Source organism: Lactobacillus taiwanensis DSM 21401 (assembly GCF_001436695.1).
GTDB classification, from domain to species: Bacteria; Bacillota; Bacilli; order Lactobacillales; family Lactobacillaceae; genus Lactobacillus; species Lactobacillus taiwanensis.
The window spans coordinates 265,453-277,607 of the sequence record NZ_AYZG01000051.1 but is presented as its reverse complement, the minus strand read 5'-3'; the positions used below and the strand labels follow the sequence as shown (position 1 = coordinate 277,607).

The 12,155-nt window shown below is 33.9% G+C and carries 10 protein-coding genes and 1 riboswitch; all 10 genes read left to right on the top strand.

The annotated features are described in order from the left end of the window. Positions 1 to 29: 29 nt before the first annotated feature. A riboswitch (FMN riboswitch) is annotated at positions 30 to 141 on the top strand. 80 nt (positions 142 to 221) lie between these two features. The 10 genes from FD18_RS07570 to FD18_RS09500 all read left to right on the top strand — a co-directional run bounded on the left by FD18_RS07570 (position 222) and on the right by FD18_RS09500 (position 12,110). Beyond that, entirely contained in the window at positions 222 to 815 is a 594-nt protein-coding gene (locus tag FD18_RS07570; protein WP_057719315.1) for an ECF transporter S component, read from the top strand. A gap of 99 nt (positions 816 to 914) precedes the next feature. Then, on the top strand, positions 915 to 1,580 hold the full coding sequence (cmk, locus tag FD18_RS07565) for a (d)CMP kinase (protein WP_057719314.1): 666 nt from the start codon (positions 915 to 917) through the stop codon (positions 1,578 to 1,580). Between the two features lie 62 nt (positions 1,581 to 1,642). Then, a complete protein-coding gene (rpsA, locus tag FD18_RS07560; protein WP_057719313.1) occupies positions 1,643 to 2,845 on the top strand; it encodes a 30S ribosomal protein S1 in 1,203 nt (400 codons plus the stop codon). 79 nt (positions 2,846 to 2,924) lie between these two features. Then, positions 2,925 to 4,232 (top strand): ribosome biogenesis GTPase Der, encoded by a 1,308-nt coding sequence (gene der, locus FD18_RS07555; RefSeq protein WP_057719312.1) that lies wholly within the window; start codon positions 2,925 to 2,927, stop codon positions 4,230 to 4,232. Between the two features lie 163 nt (positions 4,233 to 4,395). Then, a complete protein-coding gene (locus FD18_RS07550) occupies positions 4,396 to 4,671 on the top strand; it encodes an HU family DNA-binding protein (RefSeq protein WP_004894504.1) in 276 nt (91 codons plus the stop codon). 100 nt (positions 4,672 to 4,771) lie between these two features. Further along, positions 4,772 to 6,031 carry a tetratricopeptide repeat protein gene (locus FD18_RS07545; RefSeq protein ID WP_057719311.1) on the top strand — a complete coding sequence of 420 codons (1,260 nt, stop codon included), beginning with the start codon at positions 4,772 to 4,774 and terminating at the stop codon, positions 6,029 to 6,031. Between the two features lie 164 nt (positions 6,032 to 6,195). Further along, positions 6,196 to 9,297: a type I restriction endonuclease subunit R gene (locus FD18_RS07540; protein WP_057719310.1), complete on the top strand. Its 3,102-nt coding sequence runs from the start codon at positions 6,196 to 6,198 to the stop codon at positions 9,295 to 9,297. Between the two features lie 13 nt (positions 9,298 to 9,310). Continuing rightward, the gene (locus FD18_RS07535) at positions 9,311 to 10,954 is read left to right on the top strand and encodes a type I restriction-modification system subunit M (protein WP_057719309.1); all 1,644 of its coding nucleotides are present in this window, start codon (positions 9,311 to 9,313) and stop codon (positions 10,952 to 10,954) included. Then, positions 10,947 to 11,321, top strand: a complete 375-nt coding sequence (locus FD18_RS07530) for a hypothetical protein (RefSeq protein ID WP_057719308.1) — start codon at positions 10,947 to 10,949, stop codon at positions 11,319 to 11,321. The genes FD18_RS07535 and FD18_RS07530 overlap by 8 nt, the downstream gene beginning before the upstream one ends. Before the next feature lie 84 nt (positions 11,322 to 11,405). Further along, positions 11,406 to 12,110 (top strand): restriction endonuclease subunit S, encoded by a 705-nt coding sequence (locus FD18_RS09500; protein WP_083486772.1) that lies wholly within the window; start codon positions 11,406 to 11,408, stop codon positions 12,108 to 12,110. Positions 12,111 to 12,155 lie beyond the last annotated feature (45 nt).

The following is a 12,155-nucleotide window of genomic DNA, read 5'->3' as shown; positions in this document are numbered from 1 at the left end:
TATTTACTTGTAAAAAACAAATAAAAGGATGTTGTCTTCAGGGCAGGGCGAAATTCCCGACCGGCGGTTAGAGTCCGCGAGCTACTTATGTAGTTGAACCTTAGGTACCGATAGTTAAAGTCTAGATGGAAGAAGACAGGCTAAAAACTAAACATGATTTAGATTGATAAGGTCTGTTGCTGAAGCAGCAGACCTTTTGTGTGTTATGGAGGAAATATATCATGCAAAGAAAAACAAGTTTAAGTCATGTAAGACTAGCTTATTGGCTCGCTTGGGCAATGATTGGTGCATTGGCATTTTTAATTATGAAGTTTGAAGTACCAATTATTCCAGGTTTTGATTACTTAAAGATGGACTTTTCTGATTCCTTAGTTGCCCTTAGTACTTTGGTTTTTGGTCCATTAGGCGGAACAATGATCGCGCTTTTTAAGTCATTATTGAGTCTGTTCATTTCTGGATTTAATCCAATTTCGATGGTTGGTCAGTTAGCTGCATTTCTAGCAAGTTTAGCTTATATCTTGCCTTTTTACTACATTAGTAAAAAACATGAAGATAAGGTAAGGTATCAAGTTCTCGGCTTAGTTGTCGGAACGATTGCTTTGACGATAGTAATGTCTTTAGCAAATTACTTTGTTTTAACACCAATGTATATCTCTTTAATGGGATTTAAGTTAAATTCATCACTTCTAACTTACATTGTTTCAGCAATTGTGCCATTTAACTTAATTAAGGGATTGATTAACAGTATAGTAGTTTTAATTTTAGCTAGGACCCTGTTACCAGTTTTAGAAAAATTCGTAAAACGCAATTTCTAGATTAAAAAGAATTTTATTTAGTAGGAGTCAACTGACTTCTACTTTTTGTTTTATGGTAGAATTTACTTTGAATGAAAAAGAAAGGAACTCAATTATTTAATGCAAGTAGCTATTGATGGTCCTGCATCAGCGGGGAAGAGTACAGTTGCTAAAGTTATCGCACATAATTTAGGCTATATTTATATTGATACAGGTGCAATGTATCGAGCATGTACATTAATTGCACACGATAATAATGTTGATTATGGAGACGAGAAGGCAATTTTAGACCTAATCGACAAGAGTACGATTGCCTTTAAACAAGAAGCAGGCGAACAGAAAGTTTTTGTAAATGGGAAAGACGTTTCTATTGCAATTAGAACGCCAGAAATTACTGAAAATGTGTCTCAAGTCTCTGCTTTAAAGGCCATTCGTGAAAAGATGGTTGAATTACAACGCGAAATGGCTGGTAAGAATGACGTTATTATGGATGGTCGCGATATTGGAACGACAGTTTTACCAGATGCTGAAGTAAAGATATTCTTAATCGCTAGTGTTGCTTCAAGAGCTAAGAGACGTTATTTAGATTTTGAAGAAAAAGGTATTCATCAAGACTTAAAAGATATCGAACATGATATTGAAGTTAGAGACTATAAAGATTCTCATCGTGAGATTTCTCCATTGAAAAAAGCAGAGGATGCAATTGAATTAGATACTACAAACTTAACAATTGATGAAGTTGTAGCCAAAATAACCGAGATAATTCAAAAAAAGCAAAAAAATTAAACAAAAGTGTGGAAAAAAGATATCAAGTACTTTAAAATAAAGTATGATATTGGGAGGTAATTATGACAGATAATAGTAATCAATTCTTAGATGCTCTAAAAGAAATGCAGGGAGTTGAAGTCGGCAACATTGTTAACGTTGAAGTTTTAAGTGTTGAAGATGGACAAATCGCTGTTGGTGTTGAAAATGCAGGTGTTGAAGGTGTAATCACTAAGCGTGAATTCACTAACGACCGTAATGCAGATTTGAACCAATTGGTAAAACCTGGTGATAAGTTTGAAGCTTTAGTTCTTAGAAGAGCTGGTGGCGACAAGGAAAACGGCGAATTCTTCTTCTCAGTTACTCGTTTGAAGGAAAGAGAAGCTTACAAGGAATTAGAAAAGGTCTTCGAAGAAGGCAAGACTGTTGAAGGTACTGTAACTGGTGCTGTTCGCGGTGGTTTATTAGTTAATGTTGGTACACGTGGATTTTTACCAGCTTCATTAATTTCTAACCGTTACGTTTCTGACTTGAAGCCTTACATTGGCAAGAAGATGAACTTGAAGATCACTGAAATTGATCCTAACAAGAACCGATTAATTCTTTCAAGAAAAGACTTAATTGAACAAGAACGTGAAGAAGCTTTCGAAAACGTTGCTTCACAATTAGTTGTAGGTGACACTGTTGAAGGTAAAGTATCACGTTTAACTGGTTTTGGTGCCTTTGTTGACGTTGGTGGTGTGGACGGTTTAGTTCACATTTCAGAAATTTCTTACAAGCATGTTGACAAGCCTAGCGATGTTTTGAAGGCTGGTCAAGATGTTAAGGTTAAAGTTATCGGTATTGATGACGACAGACACAGAATCTCCCTGTCAATTAAGCAAACTTTACCATCCCCATTTGAAGAAGCTACTGAAGGTTTACATGAAGGAGACATCATTGAAGGCGAAGTTAAGTCTTTAACTTCATTCGGTGCATTCGTTGAAGTAGCTGATGGAATTCAAGGCTTAGTGCACGTTTCAGAAATTGCTAACAAGCACGTTGATAAGCCAAGTGATGTTTTAAAGGTTGGTCAAACTGTTAAAGTTAAAGTTTTAAGCGTTGACCCAAGTGACAGAAGAATCTCATTGTCAATCAAACAAGCTGATCCTAATGCTGCTAAGAGTGAAAACAACTCACGCCCACGTCGTCGTCAAGATTCTGTAACTGATAAGTACATGAATGACAATGACAACGGCTTTGCTTTAGGTGACATTATTGGTGATCAACTTAAAGATAAGGATTAATCGTCATTACTCTAAAAAAGCTGACTCCGGTCAGCTTTTTTTATTTCTTAAGTAGAAAATAGAAAGGGGTAGAAATAATATGTCATTACCCATCGTTGCGTTAGTTGGACGACCAAATGTTGGTAAATCAACTATTTTTAACAGAATTATTAATTCTCGCGTAGCTATTGTTGAAGATAAGGCTGGCGTTACTAGGGATAGAATTTATGCCCGAGCTGAATGGATGGGCCATGAATTTATCCTAATTGATACAGGTGGTATTACCTTAGACTCTGGTGAAATTGAAGAACAAATTAAGGCACAGGCTGAAATTGCGATTGATGAAGCTGATGTAATTGTTATGTTGGGAGATGTTACTCAACACATGACCAACATGGATGAAACGATTGCTAAGATGCTTTACAGAACTAAGAAGCCAGTTATTTTGGCGGTAAATAAGGCGGATAATCCTGAACAAAGAACAGATATTTATGACTTTTATAGTTTAGGGTTAGGCGACCCAATTCCCGTTTCTGGTAGTCATGGAACTGGAATGGGTGACTTGCTTGATGCTATTGTTGGTGAATTTGGCGATAAGGCTAACCAACATGAAGATGATTCAATTCGTTTTAGTGTAATTGGACGACCAAATGTTGGTAAATCCTCATTAGTAAATGCTATTTTAGGTGAACAACGTGTAATTGTTTCTAATATCGAAGGAACGACGAGAGATGCTATTGATACGACTTTTACCAATAATGGACAAAAGTATACTATTGTCGATACAGCTGGTATCAGACGCCGTGGTAAGGTTTATGAGAAGACTGAAAAATATTCAGTATTAAGAGCGATTAGTGCTATTGAAGAAAGTGACATTACACTCTTGGTTTTAGATGCAAGTACTGGAATTCGTGAACAAGATAAACATGTTGCTGGTTATGCTCATGACGCAGGCCGCGGTGTAATTATTGTAGTTAACAAGTGGGATTTACCTAAAAAAGATAGTAGAAGTATGAAGGACTTTGAAGATACAATCAGAAGAGAGTTCCAATACTTAGACTATGCTCCAATTATTTTTGTGTCTGCTAAGACGGGGCAAAGAGTTCCAGATATCTTGAAACTAGTTAAAGAAGTTCATGAAAACCAAACTCGTCGTATTAAGTCTAGCGTTTTAAACGATCTTCTTCTTGAAGCAACTAGAATTACACCAACTCCATTGGTAAATGGAAAGAGATTAAGAATCTACTACATGACGCAAGTTGCAGCAACTCCGCCGACATTTGTAGTTTTCGTGAATGATCCAGAATTATTGCACTTCTCATATCAAAGATTCTTAATTAACCAACTGAGACAAAACTTTGATTTTGTAGGAACACCAATCAAAATCTTAGCTAGAAAACGAAAATAAACCTTAAATTTCAAAAATATTTGATATATCCTACGAAAAAGCTTGCAACTAAGCGTCCTAGTATGCTAATTTTATTTCAGGGAATAAATGAAGAATTCATTTTTCTTATTTTCAAAGGTTTGTTTTTAAAACATCATTAATTCATTTTGGGAGGTGAAGTGGAATGGCAAACAAGGCAGAATTAGTTTCTGAAGTTGCTGCTAAAACTGACTTAACCAAGAAAGAAGTTGCTGCTGCAGTTGATGCAATCTTCAACTCTATTCAAGAAGATCTTGCTAAGGGTGAAAAAGTTCAATTGATCGGTTTCGGTACTTTTGAAGTACGTCACCGTGCAGCTCGTAAGGGTCGTAACCCACAAACTGGGGCTGAAATTGAAATCCCAGCTTCTAAGGTTCCTGCATTCAAGCCAGGTAAGGCTCTTAAGGATGCTGTTAAGTAATTGTTCAGTTACTAGCAAAATAAAAGCGTGCTAAGTTGTATAGCTTGGCACGTTTTTTGTGTACAATTATTGTGAGAGCACAAATGAAAAGAGTGAAAAAATGACTTATTCTGAACAATTACTAGATGCAATTCAAAATCATGATTTTTCTAATAATCACATTTTATTAAAAAAGGCCCTAGACAATGATGATCCAGAAGTACTTGCTTCTCTAGCTGAAAATTTAACTGATCTTGGTTTCACTGATCTTGCTAAAGAAGTTTATCGTTTCTTGATTGGACAATTTCCTAAGGAAGACTTGTTTAAAGTATATTTAGCCGAAATTTTATTAAATGATGGCGATGAAGATGACGGTTTACAGCTTTTATATGATGTGAAGTCAGATAGTGATGCCTATGTTGAAAGCTTGCTTGATTTAGCTGATTATTATCAAAGTAATGGGTTAATTGAAACGGCGCGTCAAAAGCTCCTTGAAGCCCATAAAATGGCGCCTGATGAAGATGCAATTAACTTTGGTTTGGCTGAATTAGATTACTTAAGTGGCGACTACGCTGAAGCATTAGATTTATACCGTCAGCTTGCAGAAAATAACAAGACTTTTGGCGAAGTTGTCTTAAGTCAAAGAATTGCAGCTTGTTTGGCTAAATTAGGTGATTATGAAGAAGCTGCAAATGAAATTAAGAGCCATGAGAATGATATCTTAAGTATTGATGCTCTTTATGAAGCAGGCTTGATTATGCTTTCAGCTAATGATGATAAGGCAGCAATCAAATATCTAGATCAAGTAATTGAAACTCAGCCTGATTACGTTAATGCATACCCATTGCTTGCTCAAGCTTATGCGGCAGAAGATAACAATGAAGAAGTTTTGAGAACTGCTCAAACAGGACTTTCTTATAATGAACTAGATGAAGTTCTTTATAGTTTGGGTGCAAAAGCAGCCGCTAACTTAAATCAATTAGATGAAGCAGAACGTTTGCTTAAGAAGGGGTTAGAAGTAGCACCTGATAATAGTGATTTACGTTTGCAGTTGTCTAATTTGTACTTACATGAACATAAGGATGAAGCTAATATCAACTTGTTCAAGTTACTTGATGATGAAGAATTAGAACCACAAGCACACTGGAATATGGCAATTTCATATCAAAGACTTGAAGATTATGATAAGGCTAAGAGTGAGTTCTTGCTAGCATATCCAGCCTTTCAAAAGAACGCAAGCTTCTTGAGACAGATGATTAGCTTGTTCTATGAATTACGTGAAATTCCAACTACTAAGGAATTAATTAAGAAGTACTTGCAAGTCCAACCAGATGATCTTGATATGCAAGATATGTTAGATGAATTGAATAGTGAAGAGTAGTAAAAAAGCTGGCTTGTTGGCCAGCTTTTTTGCTTGGTTCATATTTTTTATTATGTGAAGTTGTATAAAGTGAGATAACCTTAAATTTTTCGATATTTTTCGTTTTTTTACAACGAAAGTCATATAAAATAATACATAGAGATATTATGAGTAGGAGAAAATGAATGGCTATCGAAAAAGCAGAGTTAATTTTTGAAGATAAATTAATCCATAAGTTAGAAACTCTTGGCGGAGTTAAACAATGGAAATATGAGTCTTCAATCAAAACTACCGATCAGCTTTGGAGTAACTTTAAAAATATTCTAGAAGAGAATAATCGTGACAAATTAGATGAACCATTATCCGCGGGAGAATTTGCACAAGTAAAACGAATTATTACTAATTTGAAAACTCCCTATGAAGCAGGTCAATTTTTATATGGTCTTAATGGTGTGTCACAAGTTGAAGTTGATTTAGATTCTGGAAAACATGTATATCTAACTGTATTTGATCAAGCTCAAATCGGTGCCGGTAATACAAGGTATCAAGTTGTTAACCAAATTGAAAGAGATGCAGTAATTCCTGGTTATCCAAAACGACGCTTTGATACAACCTTATTAATTAATGGTTTACCAATAATCCAAATTGAAGAAAAAGCAGATTATCATGATGTTGATGAAGCGTTGAATCAAATGCATCGCTACATTCATGAACAACAATATGGAGATATCTTTTCTACGCTACAAATCTTAGTAGGTATGACACCACATGATGCAAAATATATGGCAAGAACTACAGATGAAATGTTCAATAAGACTTTTGCCTTTCAATGGCAGCGTAAGGAAGATAATAGTCCAGTATTAGATTGGCAAGAATTTACCTCTAGTATGTTGTCAATACCAATGGCCCATCAAATGGCTACAAACTATATGATTTTAGATGGTACGCCAAGAAAACAAATGATTAAGGTTATGCGTCCATACCAAGTTTATGCAGCTAGCTCAATAATTGATAAAGTTCGGCAACATGATTTTGATATTAATGACCAAGAAATTGGATATATTTGGCACGCGACTGGTTCTGGTAAAACTATTTCGTCTTTTAAGACGGCTTGGCTTGCTTCAAGATTACCAAATGTAGACAAGGTTATCTTCTTAGTTGATCGAGTTGCTCTGACTAATCAGACAGTTGATGAATATAGCGCTTATGATCCTGAAAAAGGTGAAAATGGTAACGGCGGTGTGGTTACTGATGCAGCAAATCGATGGGTATTATCTAAAAAGATAAAATCTAAAGGGAATGGAATTATAGTAACGTCTATTCAAAAGATGGCCGCTTTGGTTAAAGACAAAAAAGGTATCAATGATATCGCCAAAAAGAATATCCTTTTTATTGTAGATGAAGCCCATCGTTCAACTGCTGGTGATATGCTTCAAAGTATCAAGACTACTTTTACTAGATCTGCTTGGGTAGGTTATACTGGTACGCCTAATTTTGATAAAGCTCCTACTACAAGAGATATTTTTGGAGATTTGATTCATGCTTATACTATTGTTGACGCTATTAGGGATGGAAATGTTTTAGGATTCAAAGTTGATTTTGAAACGACACTATCGGATAAAGTCTTAAAAGAACAATACTTACCAGCCTATTTTAAGGCAAGGTATCCTACCTATAGTGAAAAACAAATTCAAGATCGAATTGAAAACCTTCAACCAGAAGATATGGACGACATGATTGAGCCTAGCGTTTATGACAGTAATCAAAAGCATGTAGAGCTAGTTGTTAAAGACGTTTTAGATAATTGGGATAAGCGTTCAAGAAATAGTGAGTATAATGCCTTATTTACTACTCACGTTGGCGGTAATAAAGCTTCAACACCAATGGCAATGATGTTTTACCGAGAGTTTAAGAAACAGAACAAATTGCGTAAAAAGCCTTTAAAGATTGGCATTACTTTTAGTCAAGATAATTCTAATAGTGACAATCAGTTAGAAAACAATATGTCTCTTGAAGAAGCAATTAAAGACTACAATGAGCAGTTTGGAACTAGTTTTGGTGTTAAAGATGCGAAAGAATATACAGAACAGTTAGTTTCGAGATTAAATCGGACGATTTATGATGGAAATTACGTTGACCTTGTTATTGTTGTTGACCAATTGCTGACGGGATTTGATGCTCCGCAATTAAATACTTTATATGTAGATCGAACCTTGCAAGGCTCTGCTTTAATTCAGGCATATTCTAGAACTAATCGTGTTTATGATATGCAGACTAAACCATTTGGTCGGATTGTAAATTATCGTTGGCCGGTTCAAAGCGAGAAGCTAATGAAAAAAGCTTTGGCAGAATATGGTGATAAGAATTCGGCCAATGAACAACAGTGGTTAGATACGTCTGTTACTAACGAGGTCATTTCACCGAATTTTAAGAAAGTAAAAGAAGAATTAAAAGTTGTAGTTAAGCGACTAAGTGATACTACTAATAAATTCACTAGTGTTCCTCAGAATTTAGAAAAAAATCGTCAAGATCAAATGCTAAAAGATTTGCGCCAATATAATCATTTAATGGCAATGGCAAAGCAGGATGATGAATATGATGAACAAAATCCAGAAAAGTTTTTGAAAGAAATTGGCTTATCTCAAAAACAAGAAGAAACGTTAACGACAACGTTAGCCATTAAATTAAAGAAAAAAATTGCTCAAAGAATTGATGCAGATTTTGGTGATATTGATTTAAATATGGAGCATATTCATGAAGTAACTGTTTCATATAGCTATCTTAACCAATTAATAGCTGAGCTAATGAATCAAAAGCATAAAAAAGCAGAAGAAAAAGCTCAAAATACTGCTAAAAAGATTAAAGAACTTTCTGATCGAATGGATGACAGAAAAAAAGCAGAACAAATTAATCAATTTATAGACAGCATTTTGAATAATAATGGGTCTAATTTTAACTATCCTGTTACAGAAAATGATATTGATGAAATATTAGAAAGATATTCTAATCGATCAATGCGTGAGGAAATCCTTGCCTATAAGCGTAAATGGGGCTTAGTTGATATTAAAGATAATCAACGAGTTAACGAAATTATCTATAATCATGTTCAAGGTACTGATGATCTTAATATGAATGGGGATTTAGACAACATTATTCGTGAAGCATCACAAGTTTATACGACAGATGCGGAAGATGAAAAGATACGTGAATTTGGTAAATTTAAATATCTTAGAAGTTTAAGTGATAGTATTAGAGAATTTGCTGACGAAATAACAAAGAAATATTAAAAAGGGAAAATTTATGGATAAAGCTAAAGAAGTAACAAATAAAATATGGGATATGGCAAATAGATTAAGAGGAAATATGGATGCCTCAGAATATAGAAATTATATTTTAGGTTTTATGTTTTATCGCTATCTATCTGAAAGACAGGAAAATCATTTATTTAAGAATAAGATTTTAATGAATACTCCGGAAAATATTGATGGTATTAATGATGAGTATAGAAGAGAAGTTTCTGGAAAAGATGGGAGCGATTTATTAGCTTATATTGCAAATAGTACAGGTTATGTTATTGGACCAGAATATACATGGAAAACAATAGTAGATGAGGTAAATAACAATACTATTAAACCTGATACATTTCAGCAAATGCTAGAAAGTTTTGAAAATAATTTAAAACTTAATACAAAGTCTATTGATGACTTTAGTGGCATTTTTGCAGATATGAATCTTAATAATTCCAGATTAGGAAATACAACAACAGCTAGAGCTAAAGGATTGACTGAAATCGTTAATTTAGTAGATAGAATTGAGTATAAGGACGAGAACGGTAAAGATATTCTAGGACGAATATATGAATATTTAATCAAAGAGTTTGCAAGTAATTCTGGTAAAAAGGCAGGAGAATTCTATACACCTCATGAAGTATCACAAGTCTTAGCCAAATTGGCAACTGTATCATTTGATCAAAGTACGCTTTATCCAAGAGTATACGATTTTACTTGTGGTAGCGGATCATTACTTTTAACTCTGAAAAATGAAATAAAAAATAAGATCAGATATTATGGTCAAGAATTGAATACTACCACATATAATCTTGCTCGTATGAATTTAATGATGAATGATGTTAAATATGATCATATGAAATTAAGAAATGCAGACACTTTAGAACAAGATTGGCCGAGTGAGATAAATGAACAAGGAATTGAACGACCATTAAAATTTGATGTTGTTGTTGCTAATCCGCCATATTCACAGCGTTGGGATAATAGTGATCGTAAGTTAAAAGATCCACGTTTTAAAGATTATGGATTAGCTCCAAAGACTAAAGCTGATTATGCATTCTTGTTGCACGGCTTGTATCACCTAGATCAAAACGGAACTATGGCTATTGTTTTACCTCATGGGGTTCTCTTTAGAGGAGCAAAAGAAGGCAAAATTCGTGAAGCCTTACTTAAAAAGAATCAAATTGATGCAATTATAGGTATGCCGGCAGGATTATTCTACTCAACTGGAATTCCTACTGTTGTATTAGTGCTTAAGAAGAATAGAACTAATAAGGATATTTTATTTATTGATGCATCAAAAGGATTTGAAAAAGGAAAGAATCAAAACAAATTAAGAAAAGAAGATATTGATAAGATAATCAATACTTATAAAGAGCGTAAAGATGTTGAACGTTATGCTCACGTAGCTTCATTCGATGAAATTAAAGAAAATGACTTTAATTTAAATATTCCTCGATACGTTGATACTTTCGTTCCAGAACCACCTGTTGATTTGAAGAAAGTAGCTGCTGATCTTCATGAAACCAATATTGAAATTCAGAAGAATCAGAAAGAGTTAGTAGGGATGCTTAAAGAATTAACATCTGACGATGACGATATAATGGATGGATTAAACGCCATTATTAAGGAATTGGAGGAAGAAACTCGTGACTAAAAGTGACGATAAAAGAGTACCAGTATTGCGTTTTAAAGGCTTCACTGACGAATGGGAGCAACGTAAGTTGGGAGAACATATTATAGTTTCAAAACAAAAAAATAAAGATAATCTTTCTCTTCCAGCTTTTTCTATATCTAATAAGAATGGTTTTATACCTCAAGAAGAGCAATTTGGAAAAGATAATACATATTCGAAAACAGATAAATCGAGTAATTACATTGTAAAGCCAAAGTACTTCGCCTATAATCCAGCAAGAATTAATGTAGGGTCTATAGCTTATCAAAACACAATCACTCCTGTACTCGTAAGCTCTTTATATGAAATATTTAGAAGTGATAATAATATTGATGATGTATTTCTATAGTATTGGTTTAGATCAGAATATTTTTATAAACAAATTCAGCGACTTCAAGAAGGTGGAGTAAGACAATATTTTTTCATTGATAAAATGAGAGAATCACAAATATATCTTACTAATGTAAGTGAGCAAAATAAGATTGGATCACTTATTTCTAAACTAGATAAATTACTCACGCTTCAGCAACGAAAAGTCACACTCTTTAAGCAACTAAAAGGTTCGCTATTAGACAGTTTGATTTCCGGAAAAGATACACCTTTAGTTAGATTCAACGAATTTAAAAGTAAGTGGACACTATTTACTTTAAAGGATATTGTTACTAAAACAATAAAAGGAAGCGCCAAAGCCGAAATGCATGGTAAAGAATCTATATATTTAGATACGCATTATCTTAATGGTGGGAATCCATCAATGGTCAATTCTCCTACCAATGTCTCTTCAAATGACATAATCATATTATGGGATGGTTCACAAGCGGGAAAAGTGTACCATGGTTTTACCGGTGCATTAGGATCAACGCTTAAAAGTTATACTCCTAAATATTCTAGCGATTATCTTTTTCAATACTTAAAAAAATATCAAAATAAAATATTTGCAAATTATCGTACTCCAAATATTCCACATGTAATAAAAGATTTCGCTACTGTCTTTAAAGTAAATCTTCCTTCCACAAAAGAACAAATTATTATTTCTAGTTTATTAAAAACTCTGGATGTACAAATCACTACAGAAAACACTTCCGTAAATCATTTAAAAAATATAAAACAGTTTCTCCTCCAAAATATGTTCATCTAAAAACTCTTGCAAAAATATAATCTCCTTAAACAATTAAGTACGTGA

Excerpts from the sequence above, each read along its gene's own strand:
- FD18_RS07570 (WP_057719315.1), top strand. The coding sequence starts at position 222 with ATGCAAAGAAAAACAAGTTTAAGTCATGTAAGACTAGCTTATTGGCTC.
- cmk (WP_057719314.1), top strand. The coding sequence starts at position 915 with ATGCAAGTAGCTATTGATGGTCCTGCATCAGCGGGGAAGAGTACAGTT.
- rpsA (WP_057719313.1), top strand. The coding sequence starts at position 1,643 with ATGACAGATAATAGTAATCAATTCTTAGATGCTCTAAAAGAAATGCAG.
- der (WP_057719312.1), top strand. The coding sequence starts at position 2,925 with ATGTCATTACCCATCGTTGCGTTAGTTGGACGACCAAATGTTGGTAAA.
- FD18_RS07550 (WP_004894504.1), top strand. The coding sequence starts at position 4,396 with ATGGCAAACAAGGCAGAATTAGTTTCTGAAGTTGCTGCTAAAACTGAC.
- FD18_RS07545 (WP_057719311.1), top strand. The coding sequence starts at position 4,772 with ATGACTTATTCTGAACAATTACTAGATGCAATTCAAAATCATGATTTT.
- FD18_RS07540 (WP_057719310.1), top strand. The coding sequence starts at position 6,196 with ATGGCTATCGAAAAAGCAGAGTTAATTTTTGAAGATAAATTAATCCAT.
- FD18_RS07535 (WP_057719309.1), top strand. The coding sequence starts at position 9,311 with ATGGATAAAGCTAAAGAAGTAACAAATAAAATATGGGATATGGCAAAT.
- FD18_RS09500 (WP_083486772.1), top strand. The coding sequence starts at position 11,406 with ATGAGAGAATCACAAATATATCTTACTAATGTAAGTGAGCAAAATAAG.